The sequence below is a fragment of the Myroides sp. C6-3 genome, assembly GCF_050522425.1.
Taxonomy (GTDB): Bacteria; Bacteroidota; Bacteroidia; order Flavobacteriales; family Flavobacteriaceae; genus Flavobacterium.
Genome location: NZ_JBMVQP010000002.1, coordinates 74244 through 91443, shown reverse-complemented (window position 1 = coordinate 91443; position 17200 = coordinate 74244). Strand labels below are relative to the sequence as shown.

The 17200-nt window shown below is 36.7% G+C and carries 15 protein-coding genes and 3 tRNA genes; 17 read left to right on the top strand and 1 reads right to left on the bottom strand.

The genetic code is table 11. From position 1 onward, the window contains the following. Positions 1 to 4 precede the first annotated feature (4 nt). The 6 genes from ACPDG9_RS01505 (at position 5) to ACPDG9_RS01480 (ending at position 7541) form a co-directional block, all read left to right on the top strand. A complete protein-coding gene (locus ACPDG9_RS01505) occupies positions 5 to 1435 on the top strand; it encodes a RagB/SusD family nutrient uptake outer membrane protein (RefSeq protein ID WP_430526071.1) in 1431 nt (476 codons plus the stop codon). Positions 1436 to 1772: 337 nt separating this feature from the next. Further along, positions 1773 to 3803 (top strand): putative porin, encoded by a 2031-nt coding sequence (locus ACPDG9_RS01500; protein WP_430526070.1) that lies wholly within the window; start codon positions 1773 to 1775, stop codon positions 3801 to 3803. Between the two features lie 101 nt (positions 3804 to 3904). Next, a complete protein-coding gene (locus ACPDG9_RS01495; RefSeq protein WP_430526069.1) occupies positions 3905 to 5191 on the top strand; it encodes a DUF2851 family protein in 1287 nt (428 codons plus the stop codon). 27 nt (positions 5192 to 5218) lie between these two features. Next, complete coding sequence (locus ACPDG9_RS01490; RefSeq protein ID WP_430526068.1) at positions 5219 to 5440, top strand: PspC domain-containing protein; 222 nt, start codon at positions 5219 to 5221, stop codon at positions 5438 to 5440. 44 nt (positions 5441 to 5484) lie between these two features. Continuing rightward, a complete protein-coding gene (locus ACPDG9_RS01485; RefSeq protein ID WP_430526067.1) occupies positions 5485 to 6387 on the top strand; it encodes a ComEA family DNA-binding protein in 903 nt (300 codons plus the stop codon). Between the two features lie 11 nt (positions 6388 to 6398). Beyond that, a complete protein-coding gene (locus ACPDG9_RS01480; protein WP_182647172.1) occupies positions 6399 to 7541 on the top strand; it encodes an acyl-CoA dehydrogenase family protein in 1143 nt (380 codons plus the stop codon). Positions 7542 to 7613: 72 nt separating this feature from the next. Here ACPDG9_RS01480 and ACPDG9_RS01475 read toward each other — a convergent pair whose 3' ends face one another. Further along, complete coding sequence (locus ACPDG9_RS01475) at positions 7614 to 8828, bottom strand: dicarboxylate/amino acid:cation symporter (protein ID WP_430526066.1); 1215 nt, start codon at positions 8826 to 8828, stop codon at positions 7614 to 7616. A 340-nt stretch (positions 8829 to 9168) separates the two neighbouring features. Here ACPDG9_RS01475 and ACPDG9_RS01470 point away from each other — a divergent pair, with 340 nt between their 5' ends. From ACPDG9_RS01470 to tuf, 11 genes are all read left to right on the top strand, one after another. Beyond that, positions 9169 to 11301, top strand: a complete 2133-nt coding sequence (locus ACPDG9_RS01470) for a TonB-dependent receptor (RefSeq protein WP_430526065.1) — start codon at positions 9169 to 9171, stop codon at positions 11299 to 11301. 79 nt (positions 11302 to 11380) lie between these two features. Beyond that, a complete protein-coding gene (locus ACPDG9_RS01465) occupies positions 11381 to 12022 on the top strand; it encodes a tetratricopeptide repeat protein (protein ID WP_430526064.1) in 642 nt (213 codons plus the stop codon). A gap of 36 nt (positions 12023 to 12058) precedes the next feature. Next, positions 12059 to 13135: a sensor histidine kinase gene (locus tag ACPDG9_RS01460; protein WP_430526063.1), complete on the top strand. Its 1077-nt coding sequence runs from the start codon at positions 12059 to 12061 to the stop codon at positions 13133 to 13135. Positions 13136 to 13140: 5 nt separating this feature from the next. Continuing rightward, positions 13141 to 13887 (top strand): LytR/AlgR family response regulator transcription factor, encoded by a 747-nt coding sequence (locus ACPDG9_RS01455; protein ID WP_430526062.1) that lies wholly within the window; start codon positions 13141 to 13143, stop codon positions 13885 to 13887. 159 nt (positions 13888 to 14046) lie between these two features. After that, positions 14047 to 14241 carry a 30S ribosomal protein S21 gene (rpsU, locus tag ACPDG9_RS01450; RefSeq protein ID WP_430526061.1) on the top strand — a complete coding sequence of 65 codons (195 nt, stop codon included), beginning with the start codon at positions 14047 to 14049 and terminating at the stop codon, positions 14239 to 14241. A 68-nt stretch (positions 14242 to 14309) separates the two neighbouring features. Beyond that, a complete protein-coding gene (locus ACPDG9_RS01445) occupies positions 14310 to 15209 on the top strand; it encodes a tyrosine-type recombinase/integrase (protein ID WP_430526060.1) in 900 nt (299 codons plus the stop codon). Positions 15210 to 15231: 22 nt separating this feature from the next. Then, the gene (hpf, locus tag ACPDG9_RS01440) at positions 15232 to 15531 is read left to right on the top strand and encodes a ribosome hibernation-promoting factor, HPF/YfiA family (protein WP_182647165.1); all 300 of its coding nucleotides are present in this window, start codon (positions 15232 to 15234) and stop codon (positions 15529 to 15531) included. 93 nt (positions 15532 to 15624) lie between these two features. After that, positions 15625 to 15698, top strand: a tRNA-Thr gene (locus ACPDG9_RS01435). Positions 15699 to 15729: 31 nt separating this feature from the next. Next, positions 15730 to 15810, top strand: a tRNA-Tyr gene (locus ACPDG9_RS01430). A gap of 23 nt (positions 15811 to 15833) precedes the next feature. Continuing rightward, positions 15834 to 15905 (top strand) — tRNA-Thr (locus ACPDG9_RS01425). Between the two features lie 58 nt (positions 15906 to 15963). Continuing rightward, on the top strand, positions 15964 to 17151 hold the full coding sequence (gene tuf / locus ACPDG9_RS01420; protein WP_131540232.1) for an elongation factor Tu: 1188 nt from the start codon (positions 15964 to 15966) through the stop codon (positions 17149 to 17151). Positions 17152 to 17200: the final 49 nt, after the last annotated feature.

Genomic DNA, 17200 nt, shown 5'->3' with positions numbered 1-17200 from the left:
TACGATGAAAAGAACACTTAAAAAAGTTTGGATTTTTGTTGCTATGGCAAGTATTTCTTTAGCATCATGTTCATTAGATCCAAAATTGACTGAAAATATAGATTACGGTACAACACCAATATCTACAGTAGAAGAATTGAGAGCTAATTTAATAGGAACATATGCCTTAATGGCTCGACCTGAATACTATGGAAATAATGTAATTGCTTTCTCAGATGTTAGATCAGAGAATGCTTTTTCAGACGGTAGAAGTAATAGATTAGGAAATGTCTCTTCTTTTGGTTTAACTACTTCCGCGAGGTATACAGCGGATACTTGGAAACAGATTTATTTGGTAGTTTCTGAAGCAAATCGTGCGATTGCAGCGGAGTTAACAGACAATGCAACAGTGAAAAGTTTGAAAGGACAAGCTTATGCGCTACGTGCATTGGCACATTTTGATGTATTGCGTATCTATGGTCAACAGTATGTCGATAATAAAGGATTAGAAGCAGTAGGGATTCCGTATATTACACAATATGCAGCGATCGAAGCAAAAGTTACTCGTCCTACAGTTGCTGCAAATAGAGCTTCGATTTATGCTGATTTAGATAAAGCTATTGAATTGTTAGAAAATAATGATTCTAAAGAGCAAGTAAAAATATCATTAGCTGCAGCTTATGGGTTAAAAGCTAGAGTTGCCTTGTTTTTTTCCAATTGGGATAATGCTGATTTAATCGTTGCAAAAGAAAATGCGCAAAAAGCAATGGAAAGTACTGCAGCTCGTACACTCCCACGTTTCGCTTTTGTAAGTTCATATTCTGCTGATGATGCACAGTCTAATTCAATTTTAGAATTGAAGCAATCGGGCGTTGATAACTCAGGTACGGATTCTTTGTTCTATGTGTATGCAGATGAAGAAAATGGATATGGTGACATATTGGTTAACTTTAAAGTTGAAGACTTATTTGGTGCTGATGCTCCAAAAGAAGTAATTGATGAAGAAGGAAACAAAACAATCGTGGCGAATGATATTCGCGCTGATAAAAATATGATTGATTTTCGTTATGATGAATTGCGCAACGTAGGGAAGTATCCTAAAATGGCTTCGAATCTTAAATTAATGCGTTTTGAAGAGTTGTTGTTAATTTATGTAGAAGCTGATTTCCGTATCAATAATGCAGTTACGGCTGATGCTTTAGCTCTTTTCAATACATTAAAGAAGAATCGATTAGCAACATTTACTAACTTGACAACCTATACGTTAGAGGATATCCGTATCGAAAGACAAAAAGAGTTGTTATTTGAAGGATTTGGATTTGAAGATTTAATGCGTTTCCATTTACCAGTTAAAAATGTTTATGGAACATTTAATTATGGAGAGGATATTTTAGCTTTCCCAATTCCACAGTCAGAAATTAATGCAAGTGGAATTTCACAAAATGCAGGATATTAGTCGTTGAGCTGAAAAGCGAATGACTTTGTTATACTAGTAGAGGGTGTCCTAAAAGGATACCCTCTATTTTTTTGTTTTTAAGAAAATGCTCGAATTTTACAAGAAAGAATCGTCCTTTTGTACTTTGTTTTATTGTGATTAATGAAGCACTAGGGTTATGTTACTTAATGTTTTTATCTTTTTATTGATGAAAAGAGAAGAGAATTCTATTGTTCATCGATGTGATGTGGACTAATTCGATCAAAGCCTTCCATTGAAGTCATTTTATTCCCTTAAATTGACACAGTATCACCATTATAATAAAAATAAATTTACCTTTGCTTAAATTTAGATTTTTATGCGAAAGTGTCTTTACTTGTTTTTTTGTTTGCTGTGCTTTAGCTCTGTAGCTCATGCTCAATTTCAACCAGCAAGATTAGATCGAGGTAATACAACAAATTTTGGTGATCCAAATGATCCAAACTATAATTTTGGCGACCCAAACGACCAAAACCCTCAAGAGGGACCAAAGGAAAAAAGAAGTTTACGTGAAAAGGTAAAGAAAGATTCTATAGCACCTATGAAGGATTATAAAATCATTACGATTCTCCGTGATACGATTGCTGTGGATACCACTTTAGCGCTCAAAAGTTACTACAAGTTTAACTATTTGAGAAAAGACAATTTTGGATTATTGCCTTTTGCAAACGAAGGGCAAACCTATAATACATTAAAATACAATCTAAAACCAAATGCGGTATTACCTGATTTTGGGTTTGAAGCCAAACAGTTTAATTACCTCAAAGCTGAAGATATTACCTACCATTCTAGTCCAACCCCACGTACAGAGCTATACTATAAAACCGTGATGAAGCAAGGACAGAGCTTGGATGCGTTTATTACCTTAAACACAAGTGAGCACCTCAATATGTTTGTAGCATATAAAGGATTGCGTTCTCTAGGGAAATACATGAGTCAGTTGTCTTCAACTGGAAACTTTCGAATTGGTGGAAGTTACTTTTCTCCCAATAAGCGCTATGTGTTATTTACACACTTTGTTGCGCAAGATATCCTCAACCAAGAAAATGGAGGAATCACCGATTTAGACCTATTCGAATCGAGCGAAAAACCCTATAATAAGAGAGAGCGTTTGAATGTATACTTCCGCGATGGAGAAACGATGCTAAAAGGAAAACGCTTGTTTTTGCATCACGAGTATCAATTGAATAGTTCATTAGCTAATGGGATTCTATTGACGCATGAATTTACTTATGAAGATAAATTCTTTCAGTATACCCAACAGGACTTGAATAGCAACTATACCGATAAAGAGCGCTTTGGGACTTCTTTTCAATCGACGATTGATAATAAAACAAGATATTATACGATGTCTAATAAAGTGGGGGCAGCATTTCAATCGGGCTTGTTAGGGCGCGTAGAAGTATATGCAGATTTCTATAAATACAATTACAACTATAGAAGCATTGCTTTTATTAACAATGCCACGATTCCCAATTTACTGGAAAAAAACATAACGCTGATTGGTGGAAAGTATACCTATAAAAAGGAGAATTGGAAAGCCTTCCTGTTAGTGTATAATTCATTGGGAAGTGACAATACAAGCAATATACAGGCTAATATCGATTATTCATTAGCAGAGAATATCGGATTACAAGCGGGATATCAAAAGCTGAACCGCATGGGGAATCTCAACTACTATTTGTATCAAAGTGACTACTTACACTACAACTGGAATAATAGTTTTAACAATGAAAAAATCAATCAATTTGACGCGAAGTTGACTACACCTTGGGTGACTTTAGAAGGTAGCTATCAAGTGATCAAAGATAAGTTGTACTTCTCTAACGACAATCCTGATTACAATGAATTTGGAATTGCCAAACAGTTGTTGATTACCCCAAAACAGTATGGAAATACAATCAACTATTTGTCTTTGCAAGCCTCTAAAGAAATTAAGTTTGGACGATTTGGGTTAGATAATACTATCCTTTACCAAGAAGTAGACCAAACAGATGCAATTCTCAATGTGCCCAAGTTACTAACGCGTAATACGTTTTATTACAACGGAGCTATGTTTAATAAGGCGTTGAAGTTTCAAACGGGAATTACATTCACCTATTTTAGCAAGTTCTACGGTAATGATTACAATCCCGTTATAGGTGATTTCTATGTACAAGACAAAGTGAAAATCGGTGACTACCCCGTGTTCGACTTTTTTATTGATATGAAAGTTCGTACGGCGCGTATTTATTTCATTCTGGAACACTTTAATAGTAGCATGTCTGGATACAAATATTATACAGCACCCAATTACCCTTACAAGGATTTTACCTTTAGATTCGGGTTGGTATGGAACTTCTTTAGTTAAAAAGATAAGGTTAGCAATGAGCTAACCTTTTTTTATGCGCATTGCTTCAGTTTGGATAGGTTTTTGTTTGAGTATGTGATAATCGTTCTAAAACCGTGATGATGAAAGAAGCCTTTGTACAATATGTGTGGGAGAAACAATTGTTTGTGACGTTAACGATGCATACAGAACAGAAACATACCCTCTCTGTTATTCATGCGGGGCAATGGTCTACACTTGCTGGTCCTGATTTTTTCTATGCGCAAATACTACTTGACGGTCAACGATGGGCAGGTAATGTGGAAGTTCATCTCCATTCTTCGGATTGGTATCGGCATCATCACGAAAAAGATTCCCGCTATGACAATGTAATCTTACACGTGGTATGGGAATACGATACACCAGTATACAATTCTAGAGGAAGTGAAATACCAACTTTGGTAGTGGCAAAGTATGTTCAAAGAGATGTGGTACAGCGAGCCGAACACCTTTTTAAGCCTAAATCAACCATCAATTGCCAACGTCTTTTAAATGAGGCTTTATCTCCTATCTATTGGCACAAGTGGAAAGAAACACTTTATGTTGAGCGATTGCAAGACAAAACCCTGCAGATTGAACAACTCTTGCAAGAGACGACGCACAATTGGAATCAAGTTTTGCTGTGTTTAGTTGCCAAGAGTTTTGGATTGAACTTAAATGGAGACGCTTTTTTCGACGTAGCAAAAGCATTGCCCATTCAGCTCTTGTTGAAAGAAGGGGATGAGTTGATCAATATAGAAGCGTTGTTTTTTGGTATGGCCGGTTTTTTGAATGACGGTAACGCTAGTTTAGATCGGTATTACCTAGAGCTCGTTAAACGATGGGCGTTTTATCAACATAAATATCAACTGCGTCCACGCAATGAAAAGGCAATGCATTTTTTTAAACTTCGACCTGCTAATTCTCCTACAATCCGATTAGCGCAGTTGTCATCTTGGTTCTTTCATCAAAAGTACAACCTCCATCAATTGTGGGAGTGCAGAGATCAGTCTACGTTGTTGCAAGTAGTTGATGCTACAGTTAGTCCTTATTGGGAAACGCATTATACCTTTCACAAGGAAAGTAAATATCATAAAAAAAGAGTAACCATAGCTTTTAAAGAGTTGCTTCTACTCAATACCATTATCCCTTTGCAATATGTATGGGCAAGCTATAAAAATGCAGTAGACGATGTTGAAAAGATTGTTGAGATGAGTTCTTTCTTACAAGCAGAATCGAACGCTATTACAGCCCTGTTTAAGCGAGAAGGAGTGGAAATTCAAAATGCAGGTGACAGTCAAGCGATTATTCAACTAAAAAAGAAATATTGCGATTTTAATCGGTGCTTGTCTTGTGCAATCGGTATCGCAATATTAAATAAAAAGAATTAAATTTGTACTGCAATCAAAAATGAAAAGATGATCACTAATTTGCGTTACTTTCTTGAGAAACACGGATTCAAAGTATCTACCCGTTTGGGAGATCGCTTGGGCATTCGCGTAACTAATATACGCTTGTTCTTCATCTATCTGTCTTTTTTTACTTTAGGACTAGCTTTTGCTTTATACCTAACACTAGCTTTTGTTGTTCGCCTAAAAGATTTGGTGTACACAAAAAGAAGCTCTGTTTTTGATCTTTAATCGTTCTAAAGTTTAGCTGTAGTACACAATAAGAATAGCTGTGTATGAAATCAAATCCCTATTTCTATCAATGGTATTATTATACGCAATCACAAAAACGCGGGTTTATGGCGCTTTTGATTTGCGTACTACTAATCCACGTGATTTTGTGTTGGGTGGCATATGATCAATCTCAAGTGCAACCCCAAGATGGAATAACCTCGAAAGAACTACGAGAACTTCAAGCAGAAGTCGATTGCTTGCGTCTTCAAGCTTTAACGAAGAAAGATACGATTTACCCATTTAACCCGAATTATATTACGGATTTTAAGGGATATGTTTTAGAACTATCAGTCGAAGAAATTGATCGATTATTAGCGTTTAGAAAAAAGCAACAGTATGTCAATTCCAAAGAAGACTTTCAACGCATAACAGCTGTTTCTGATGAATGGATAGCCAAGTACAGTCCGTATTTTGTTTTTCATTCATCCTCGAGCACCTCAAGACAACAAAAGAGTAAATCTTATCCCCAAGTTACTAGAGAAACAAAGTCTAAGCCTATCGTCTTACAAGACATCAACCAAGCAACACAGCAGCGTTTACAAGAAATTTACGGTATCGGGCCAGTATTAGCCAAGCGCATTATTGAAGATAGAGATCGATGGGGAGGCTATGTGCATCAAGATCAGTTGAAGTGGGTGTATGGTTTATCAGAAGAAGTGATTGAAAAACTAGGGGAATACTATGCTGTTCTCTCTCCCCCAACAATAAAGCAAATAGATCTAAACGAGGCAGGGGTAAATGAACTGAAAAATATCCCCTATTTGAATTATTATCTCGCAAGAGAGATTGTGAAATACAGAAGTTTGCACGGTGATTTTGTTAATAAAGAACAATTAAGAGAAATTGAAAAAATTCCACTTGACAAGATTCATATAATTAGTTTATATTTGGAAATTAGGAATTAAATTAAACAACCATGAATTTTGAATACAATGAAACTCAAGCAATGATTGCTGAGTCTATTAGAGATTTTGCAGAACAGAATATACGTCCATACATTATGGAGTGGGATGAAGCGCAGATTTTTCCAGTTGATTTATTTAAGAAATTGGGAGAAATGGGGTATATGGGAGTGCTTGTTCCAGAAGAATATGGAGGATCAGGATTGAACTATCACGAATACATTACAATTGTAGAAGAGATTTCAAAAGTAGATTCATCTATTGGTTTATCTGTTGCAGCTCACAATTCATTATGTACAAATCACATTTTGACTTTCGGTAATGAAGAGCAAAAGAAAAAATGGTTGCCAAAATTAGCTACTGCAGAGTGGATCGGTGCTTGGGGATTAACAGAGCACAACACAGGATCTGATGCTGGAGGAATGAGTACTACAGCTGTAAAAGATGGAGATTATTGGGTGTTAAACGGAGCAAAAAACTTCATTACACACGCAATTTCTGGGAATGTTGCTGTAGTTATTGCACGTACTGGAGAAAAAGGAGATTCACGTGGGATGACTGCATTTGTAATTGAAAAGGGAACACCAGGATTTTCAAGTGGAAAAAAAGAGAATAAATTGGGAATGCGCGCTTCTGAAACAGCAGAGTTGATTTTTGACAACTGTCGTGTTTCTGATGCAAATCGTTTAGGAGAAGTTGGGGAAGGATTTATTCAAGCAATGAAAGTATTAGACGGAGGACGTATCTCAATCGGAGCTTTGTCTTTAGGAATTGCTAAAGGAGCTTATGAAGCAGCATTGAAATACTCAAAAGAAAGAGTACAGTTTGGAAAACCAATTAGCGATTTCCAAGCAATCGGATTCAAGTTAGCAGATATGGCTACAGAAATTGAAGCTTCTGAATTGTTGTTACACAAAGCAGCTTTCTTGAAAAACAACAATAAGCCGATGACAAAAATAGGAGCAATGGCAAAAATGTATGCTTCTGAAGTATGTGTAAAGGTTTCTACAGATGCAATCCAAATCCACGGTGGATACGGATATACGAAAGATTTCCCAGTGGAAAAATTCTTCCGCGATTCTAAATTGTGTACAATTGGAGAAGGAACAACAGAAATCCAAAAATTAGTTATTTCTAGAAACATCTTGAAAGACTAGTTTCTTTAATGATATAAATAAAAAGGTCAGCCGAAGGGTTGACCTTTTTTTGTATTTCACGGAGCTATTATTTTATTTTGATGTTGGATAAATGTCGGCCTCGCTCTGATCTTTGCTATCGTCTTTACTCTTGCTACTTTCACTAAATTTAGTAACCATTAAGCTTAAAGCACCATCGCCAGTAATATTACAAGCGGTACCAAAACTGTCTTGTAACGCAAAAATAGTTAAGGTGAGAGCAATTCCCGCATCGTCAAAACCAAGTACCGAAGTGATAATTCCCAAAGAAGCCATCACAGTCCCACCTGGTACCCCAGGAGCGCCAACTGCAAAAATTCCCAACAGCAGTATAAAGAGAATCATGGTTCCAAGATCAGGTAAAGAACCATATAGAACTTGAGAAACAGTCATGACAAAAAACACTTCCGTTAACACCGAACCACACAAGTGGATATTGGAGAAAAAGGGAATGGTGAAATTGGTGATGGATGGGTTGAGTACCTTGCTTTTGTGAGCAGAATGAAGCGCTACACCTAAAGTAGCGGCAGAAGACATTGTCCCTACTGCTGTTAGGTAGGCAGGTCCGTAGTGTTTTAAAACTTCCCATGGATTCTTTTTACTGTAAATTCCCGCAAGTGTATACAATACAGTTAGCCATACGAAGTGAGCTAGTATAACGATTAGTATCACAGTTAGGAATATGGGTAATTGCGATTGTATCGATCCTTCGTAGCTCAGTAAGGCGAAATTACTCATAATGTAGAAGGGTAAGATAGGAATCAACACGCGATTGACTAATAGCAAGACGATATCTTTAAATTGATCAAAAGCCTGTTCTAAGGGCTTTGATTCTGTCCATAAAATGCCAATACCAAGCATTAACGCTAATGTAAGTGCTGTCATTACACCAAAAACAGGGGGAATGTCTAAAGTAAAGAGCATGGTTGGAATCTCGTTGAGTTCTTTGGTAGTACTGGCAATCTCAAGTTTAGGAATCAATTTATACCCCAAAGTTGAGCTGAAAAAACCAGCCCCTATACTCGATAGATATGCAATTAAAACGGAAAAACTAATAATCTTAACCGAATCCTTATTGAGTTTGGTAATGGATGAAACCACAAATCCCAAAATGATTAAAGGAACTAAAAACAGAATGAGCTGGCCTAGAATATGTCGTGTTGATAAAATAATTTGTAACCCTGTATCATTTAAGTATCCCCCTAGGATCAAGCCTAGGATTACGCCTAATAATAATCTGAATATGGTGTTGTTTAGGATCTTTCTCATTCGTACAATCTTTTAGAATTTGATGTAAAAATAAAGAGGAAGTTTTATTTTTTACATGATTTAATCGTAAAATACCATATAGATGGTAGACGTAGGCTTAATAGAGGGGAAAAGAACTTTGGTAATTAAATATTTCAATTCAATTTGTTTATTAATCAAATATAAAAGAGAAAACAAAGTAAGGTATATACAGAGAAAAAAATAGATGAATGACTGTTGTATGGTGTTTAACTACTCCTAATTTACCGTTCGCGCATCTATACTTGCCGTTCACGCATCCTTTTTTTGGGAGGAGTAAGTTCTAAACTACGTTTACATTGTAATTCATAATGGATAAAAGATGAAAACACTGTTTGGCTTGTTGTTGGTTTTAGGTTGGTTCACGGTACAAGCTCAGCATAGGCAGCTATCGGGAATCGTACGAGACAAGAAAAACAAACCAATTGAACAGGTTAATGTATACCTGGAAGGGAGTTTTGATGGAGCGCTGTCTAATGCTCAGGGGTATTTTTCATTTGATGTAGCGGATAGTCTTGTGGAAGGGGTATTGAAATTGAAACACCCACACTATCTTAGTTTATCTGTTCCTATGCAACTCCAACAAAAGGAGCTATATGAATTTGTTCTGGAGGAGGGAGAAGATGTATTGGGAGAGATTGTAATAAAAGTAGTTGGTAGTTCTAAAAGAGGACGTACAGAGGCTCTTGCTTTTACAGCTATGGATGTAGTGAGTACTGCTGGGAGTCCAGGTAATATTATAGGAGCCATGAGTACACTGCCAGGTGCTCAAGTCAATGGAGAAGATGGGAGATTGTTAATTCGCGGTGGAAGAGCAGATGAAAGCGCTATTTACGTGAATGGCAATAAGGTCGCTCAACCCTATACTGCCACTATCGGTACTATGCCAGTGCGTTCAAAATTTAATCCCTTTCTGTTTAAAGGCATGTCTTTCTCAGCTGGAGGATACAGTGCAGAATTTGGGGATGCTTTATCGGGAATTTTACAACTAGATATTGCAGAGGATATAGATCCTTCGCGTAAAGACAGCTCAATATCCACAGTTGGAGTGAGTTTTGGGGAAACGCACCAATGGAAGAAAAATTCATTATCCTATCATTTGAATTACCTTAATTTAGGTGCTTATACTGCCGTGGTTAAACAGCGATACAAGAGTAAAAAACCTTTTTCAACAAGTTCAGGGGAGGTGGTATATAAACGAGAGATTCAAGATGGAGGATATGTGTTGTATGCAGCTGCGGATTATACAACAATGGCATATGAGCAAATGGTCAAGCCAAGTTATCGCGTGGATACCCTTGCTCTTCGAACAAATACAATAGAGGTAAATAGTTTGTATTTTAAAAAACTCTCGCCCTTTATGCGACTAGATGTCGGTACAGGGTTTGGATATTCCAATTATAGAGGAGAAAGGAATGAAGGGTACCTCCATAGTGAACGATGGCACCTCAATCAAAAGATTAAGATGTCTTATCAATGGAGGGGAGATTGGCAATCCATAGGGGGTATTGATATCCAAGTGGGTCAAGTGAATTTTGCACAAGGGATAAAAAGCAAAAAAGAGCTCGATGAAAAACAAACCAATCAATTTGCTTTTTTTTTCGAGAATCAATGGCGTGTCAGTACTGATTTGACTTGGAGGGTAGGCGTGCGTTTCAATAAGTCGAGTTCAATTTCAAAAGGAGTAATTGAGCCTCGAACGCTGTTGACGTATCAAGTTAATCCCAAGAAGCAAATCGCCTTTTCTTATGGTATTTTTCATCAAGCGTTGAATGCAGAACAAGTGCGGTATACCGTACAAGAGGATTGGATGCAAGCCCATCATTATATCCTAAACTATACTTATGCTTTTAGAAAGCGCATGTTGAGGGCAGAGGTATTTTATAAAGACTACCGCAAATTATTACTGACTTCGGCAACTGGAACAGGTGCTTATACGCAAGAAGGAATAGGGTATGTTAGAGGATTTGACCTTTTCTGGAAAGATAATACGACATTTAAAAATTTCAATTATTGGATTACGTATACCTACTTAGATGCTCAGCGAAAGGAAATGCAAAGGAGGGAGTGGAGACAACCTTCTTATGTGGTCAAGCACAATCTCGCTGTGGTAACGAAGTACTGGATAAACGCTTGGAAGTCTCAATGGAGCGTGACGTATAACTATAGTTCACCACGCTATTTTTATAGCGGAGATACAAACCTAACTTCATCCTATACTAGTAGTTCTATTCACAATGTAAGCATGAGTTGGGCCTATGTTCTGCAAGCACAAAAGATCGTGTTTGTCTCTGTGGATAATATAGTAGGACGCAATCCGACTTATGCATACCAATTCAATGTGAAAGGAGAACAACCAGATGTAGTACAACCTTCTGCAAAGCGATTTGTCTATGTTGGATTTATGTGGACAATTAGCGCAGATAAGAAAGCGAATCAAATAGAAAATTTATAACAATGACTTAGGGGGCGATTAAAGTTTCAATGAACCCGACTACCGTCGAATTTATTTTACATCTTAAATTTATATATATATGAAAAAGGTTTTACTTTTAATTTTTAGTTGCTGTAGTTTGATGTCCTTTGGGCAAACGACGTATGAAAGAGGAATGCACAAGGCCATGGAAGAATGGCAAGAAGGAAATAGTCAAGAAGCCTTGGCGATTTTAGAGCGAATTGCAGATGCTAACTCAACGAATTGGATTCCGGCATATTACCAAGTGTTTATTGCGATAACCCAAGGATTTCAGGATCCCCAAAATGAAGCGATAGAAGAAAAGGTAAGAAACAATCGCTTGATGATTGAACGATGGTTAGCTCAAGGAGGTGAGGAATGGTATATATTGCAAGGAATGAATGAGACGCTGGATCTTATGACAGACCCAATGAATAAAGGAATGAAACAAAGTGAAGTAATTATCAAAGCCTATGAAAAGGCGTTGGAACTGAATCCTACTAACCCTAGAGCACTTTATAGTCTAGCAAGTTTCTATTTAAATAGTTCTAAATTTAGGAAGGTAGATACAACATATTGTATGAACTTGTTGAATCGAGCGATAGAACAATTCAATAAACAAAAAAGTGAAGTGCCTTATTATCCTAAATGGGGTAAAGAATGGGCGCTCAAGACACAAGCATTATTTGCAAATCAGATTGACAAAGTGTCAAGTAAATAAAACAAAAGTCACTGTGATTTAGAACAAGAAAGACCTATGAAAATCAATTGGTATAGACATTTAGTATTAGTCGTTGTTTTTGGAGTAATAACAAGTTTGTCGACTTCTTATTATTACTATACAAAGACAAAAGATATTACCGAAGCTTCGTTCTCTGATTATCTTTTTTCCAAAAACGCAATGCTGTCTTTTGTGATTACACTGTGTATTTACGGAACTAATGTGTTATCTAGTTTTTTATTAGGTTTACTGTTGGACAGAAAGGAAAGGGAAAATCAAACTCCCTTGAATCGTAGAGTAAAAAACAGTCTGTTTTTTATCAATGGATTGATTGTTTCTATAGTGTCATATTATTTCTTTTTAAGCGTGTTGTTATGGGGGATGTATCATGTGCCTTTTCGATCGTTTTACGCTAGAGAAAATCTTCACTTTAGTGATTTCTTAGGCGTATTATTGGTTAGCTTTTTTATTATTTTGATTGTGTTTGTCTTTTCTTACAGTGATCAATTGAGAATATTGGAAATAAAAAACAAAGAAATGGAAATTGAGCTACAGAAAGGACAGATTGCACACCTGAAGGAACAGTTATCCCCTCATTTTTTATTTAATAACCTCAATGTACTCATTAGTACGATTCAGGAAGATTCAGTCAAGGCAGAGCAATTTGCCCGTTCTTTTTCTAAAATCTATCGCTATGTGTTGGAGCGATTGGATTCCGCTTCTTGTACCTTGGAAGAAGAAGTAGCTTTTATTCAAGATTATATCTATCTTTTAAATGTGAGATATGATCAGGCTATTGATTTTCAACTTAGTGATGAAGTAGCCCAATGGGGAGGAGTGCAAATACCTACGTTGAGTCTGCAATTGCTCATAGAAAATGTAATCAAGCATAATGCAATCCCATCTCAGGGTAAAATATTGGTAACATTGAGTGTTGTTGATGGAAATCTAGTCATGAGCAATGAAAAATATGCAAAGCCCAAACCAGAAGATTCTACGGGATTGGGATTGCTAAATTTATCTAATCGTTGCCAATTGTTATTCCATAAAAAAGTAGAAATAGAAGATGAAGCACATCATTTTACAGTGCGTATTCCACTGTATAGCAAGTAAAGTATATGAACATAGTAATTATAGAAGACGAAAAACCAGCGGCAAGATTGTTGATGCGAGAGTTGGCTAAAATAGGGTTTGATGTACAAGCAACACTGTATTCGGTTAGTGAAGCGATTCCTTGGTTAATGCAACAGAAAGAACCAGACTTAATCTTCGCTGATATCCAATTAACAGATGGATTGTCTTTGGAAATATTTGAACAAATTGAATTTAAACATGCGGCTATTATTTTCGTCACGAGTTTTGATCATTATGTCATCAAGGCATTTAAATTAAATAGTATTGACTATTTGTTGAAACCTATTGAACCTACTGAATTAGTAAGGGCTATTGGGAAGTATAAAGCGCAATACGATAAAATTGGGCAACAAGTAGAGGTGTTGAAGCAGGCGTTACATGGAACGAGTTATCCCAAGCGATTAATTGTCAAGTTGGGGATGCAGTTAAAAGTTATTTTAGTGGATGAGGTTGTTTGTTTTTATAGAGAAGACCGAGGCGTGTATAGCGTAACGAGAGAGGGAAAAACGCATCTTCTGGAAGAACCTTCTATTGAAGCTGTTTTAAAGATGGTGGATCCTTCTAAATTTTTTCGTGTGAATCGCTATCAGGTTGTAGGAATTGATTGCATTGAACAAATCATTCAATTATCGTCGGCTCGACTCAAATTAGTTTTGCTGAATTATAACGAAGAGGTGATTGTTAGTAGGGAACGCGTGTCTGATTTTAAACTATGGTTAGGAGAGAATTAGCGGTTGTAAAGCAAGGAAGGGTGTTGTTGTTGAGTGAGTTAAATCAAATCTATAAATAAGAAAAAATAGATAAAGTAGAATAAAAAAGTATTTTTTTGTTGTGTTGTATAAAAAAAGCCTTACTTTTGCATCACCAAATGAGAGGAGGTGTATGAAAACATGTTGATCATTCCAATTAAAGACGGAGAAAATATTGATAGAGCACTAAAGCGCTACAAAAGAAAATTTGACAGAACAGGTACGTTACGTCAATTAAGATCTCGTCAGCACTTTACAAAACCGTCTGTTTTAAAAAGAGACAAAATGCAAAAAGCTGCATATATCCAACACTTAAGAGACGCAGTAGAAATCTAGTCTTAAACGTAGGATTAAAGTATAAGGCCGTTGTAATAAAGTATTATCTTTGTTACAACGGTTTTTTTATGGACAAAAATTTAGAAAAGTTTTTAGAGTACTTGGCAAAAGAGAAGAATTACTCGTTGCATACCATAGAGGCATATCAAAATGATATTGCTTCTTTTCTGGGTTATTTGGAAGAAAGTGAAAAGAATTATTTGTTGATTCAATACGATGCAGTTCGTTTGTGGATTGTCGTGTTGATGGAAACGGGAATGAGTAAACGATCCATTAATCGCAAGATGAGTGCTTTAAAAGCGTTTTACAAATTCTTGATGAAAATTAGCGAGGTAGAGGTGAGTCCTTTGCAGCAACACAAGACTTTAAAAGTGGAGAAGAAGCTACAGTTGCCTTTTTCGATGGCGGAAGTTGATGCAGTTCGCAATGACTTAGAAGGGCAAGAGGGTTTTGATGCTTTGCGTGATCTGGTTATAGTTGAGATGTTGTATTGTTTGGGGTTGCGTCGAAGTGAGCTTTGTGGTGTACAAGTAGCGGATGTCGACTTTTACACTAAAGTGATTCGCATTACAGGGAAGGGTAGTAAGGTGCGTTATGTACCTATGATTGATGCTTTGCTTGTGCTTTTAAAGCGCTATTTGGTTGAACGTGCGAACGTTTTGAAGGATTTTCAGGAAATTAACTATTTTTTAATAGATAGTAGGGGTGCTAAAGTTGACGAAATATTTGTTTATCGAGTGATTAATTTATATTTTAGTAAGACAACAACCAAGGAGAAAAATAGTCCTCATATGTTGAGGCATGCATTTGCTACTCATCTTTTAGAAAACGGGGCTGATATCAATTCAATTAAGGAGTTGATGGGGCATCAAAGCTTAGCTTCTACAGAAGTTTATGCGCATGTAAATCTAAAAGAATTGAAAGATACTTATATGAAGACACATCCGCGGTTGAGGAAAAACAAATAAAGAACCTTAAAAACAAAACGTTATGAAAGTAAACATTCAAGCAGTTAATTTTAATGTGGATCGTAAGCTAGTTGACTTTATCAACGAGAGAATGCTAAAAGTAGGTAAGTTTTACGATAAAGTGATTTCTGTCGACGTATTTTTAAAATTAGAAAATACAAATGAGAAAGAAAACAAAACAGTTGAGGTTAAATTATTAGTTCCAGGTGATGATATTCTTGCAAAAAAAACGTGTAAAACATTTGAAGAGGGAGTTGATTTAGGTGCGGATGCTATCGAACGCATGGTGGTGAAGTACAAAGAGAAAATGAAAGCACATTAATGGAAAAAAATCAGTAAATTGTTTTTTTTAATCAATAAAATATATACATTTGCAGTCCGTTAGAAATAGCGGACTTTTTCTATTGAGTAAAATGCCGGTGTAGCTCAGTTGGCTAGAGCAGCTGATTTGTAATCAGCAGGTCGTGGGTTCGAGTCCCTCCATCGGCTCAAAAGAAACAAGAAAAAACCAAAGGTTTGAGGGGAGATACTCAAGCGGCCAACGAGGACGGACTGTAAATCCGTTGGGAAACCTTCGCAGGTTCGAATCCTGCTCTCCCCACGACTAAATATAAAAATGCATAAGCCGGTGTAGCTCAGGGGTAGAGTGCTTCCTTGGTAAGGAAGAGGTCACGGGTTCAAATCCCGTCATTGGCTCAGGTTTTTTTATTATATTTGAACACTAATTATATAACTAAGATTAAATTATTAGATCATGGCAAAGGAAACTTTTGATCGTTCGAAACCGCACTTAAACATCGGTACTATCGGACACGTTGACCACGGTAAAACTACTACTACTGCTGCTATTACTAAAGTTTTAGCTGACGCAGGATTCTCAGAAGCTCGTTCATTTGATTCAATTGATAATGCTCCAGAAGAAAAAGAGCGTGGTATTACAATTAATACTTCTCACGTAGAGTACCAAACTAAAAACCGTCACTATGCACACGTTGACTGTCCAGGTCACGCGGATTACGTGAAAAACATGGTTACTGGTGCTGCTCAGATGGATGGTGCTATCTTAGTAGTTGCTGCTACTGATGGACCAATGCCACAAACTCGTGAGCACATCTTATTAGGACGCCAAGTAGGTATTCCTAGAATTGTTGTTTTCTTAAACAAAGTTGACTTAGTAGATGACGCTGAGTTATTAGAGCTTGTTGAAATGGAAGTTAGAGATTTATTATCTTTCTACCAATACGACGGTGATAATGGACCAGTAGTTCAAGGTTCTGCTTTAGGAGCTTTAAACGGAGAGCAAAAATGGGTTGACGCATTATTACACTTAATGGAAGAAGTTGACAACTGGATCGAAGAGCCAGTACGTGACAACGAAAAACCATTCTTAATGCCAGTAGAAGATGTATTTACAATTACAGGACGTGGAACTGTTGCTACAGGACGTATCGAAACTGGAGTTGCTAATACAGGAGATGCTGTTGAAATCATCGGTATGGGTGCTGACAAATTAACTTCTACTATTACAGGAGTTGAGATGTTCCGTAAAATCTTAGACCGTGGAGAAGCTGGAGATAACGTAGGTTTATTATTGAGAGGTATTGACAAAACTGATATCCGTCGTGGTATGGTTATTTGTAAGCCAGGTTCAGTAAAACCACACGCTAAATTCAAAGCTGAGGTTTATATCTTGAAAAAAGAAGAAGGTGGACGTCACACTCCATTCCATAACAACTACCGTCCACAGTTCTACGTTCGTACAACTGACGTAACTGGAACAATCCAATTACCAGAAGGAACGGAAATGGTTATGCCTGGAGATAACTTAACAATCACTGTTGAGTTGTTAAGCCCGATCGCTTTATCAGTAGGTTTACGTTTCGCTATCCGTGAAGGTGGTAGAACAGTAGGTGCTGGTCAGGTAACTGAAATTATTGACTAATTTATTAGTATAAATAAATTTTTAAAGTCAGCGGGAAACCGCTGACTTT

Bases quoted from the DNA above. Each gene is read 5' to 3' on its own strand.
- ACPDG9_RS01460 (WP_430526063.1), top strand. From the start codon at position 12,059: ATGAAAATCAATTGGTATAGACATTTAGTATTAGTCGTTGTTTTTGGA.
- tuf (WP_131540232.1), top strand. From the start codon at position 15,964: ATGGCAAAGGAAACTTTTGATCGTTCGAAACCGCACTTAAACATCGGT.
- ACPDG9_RS01475 (WP_430526066.1), bottom strand. From the start codon at position 8,828: ATGAGAAAGATCCTAAACAACACCATATTCAGATTATTATTAGGCGTA.
- rpsU (WP_430526061.1), top strand. From the start codon at position 14,047: ATGTTGATCATTCCAATTAAAGACGGAGAAAATATTGATAGAGCACTA.
- ACPDG9_RS01465 (WP_430526064.1), top strand. From the start codon at position 11,381: ATGAAAAAGGTTTTACTTTTAATTTTTAGTTGCTGTAGTTTGATGTCC.
- ACPDG9_RS01500 (WP_430526070.1), top strand. From the start codon at position 1,773: ATGCGAAAGTGTCTTTACTTGTTTTTTTGTTTGCTGTGCTTTAGCTCT.
- ACPDG9_RS01490 (WP_430526068.1), top strand. From the start codon at position 5,219: ATGATCACTAATTTGCGTTACTTTCTTGAGAAACACGGATTCAAAGTA.
- ACPDG9_RS01445 (WP_430526060.1), top strand. From the start codon at position 14,310: ATGGACAAAAATTTAGAAAAGTTTTTAGAGTACTTGGCAAAAGAGAAG.
- ACPDG9_RS01485 (WP_430526067.1), top strand. From the start codon at position 5,485: ATGAAATCAAATCCCTATTTCTATCAATGGTATTATTATACGCAATCA.
- hpf (WP_182647165.1), top strand. From the start codon at position 15,232: ATGAAAGTAAACATTCAAGCAGTTAATTTTAATGTGGATCGTAAGCTA.
- ACPDG9_RS01495 (WP_430526069.1), top strand. From the start codon at position 3,905: ATGAAAGAAGCCTTTGTACAATATGTGTGGGAGAAACAATTGTTTGTG.
- ACPDG9_RS01470 (WP_430526065.1), top strand. From the start codon at position 9,169: ATGAAAACACTGTTTGGCTTGTTGTTGGTTTTAGGTTGGTTCACGGTA.
- ACPDG9_RS01480 (WP_182647172.1), top strand. From the start codon at position 6,399: ATGAATTTTGAATACAATGAAACTCAAGCAATGATTGCTGAGTCTATT.
- ACPDG9_RS01455 (WP_430526062.1), top strand. From the start codon at position 13,141: ATGAACATAGTAATTATAGAAGACGAAAAACCAGCGGCAAGATTGTTG.
- ACPDG9_RS01505 (WP_430526071.1), top strand. From the start codon at position 5: ATGAAAAGAACACTTAAAAAAGTTTGGATTTTTGTTGCTATGGCAAGT.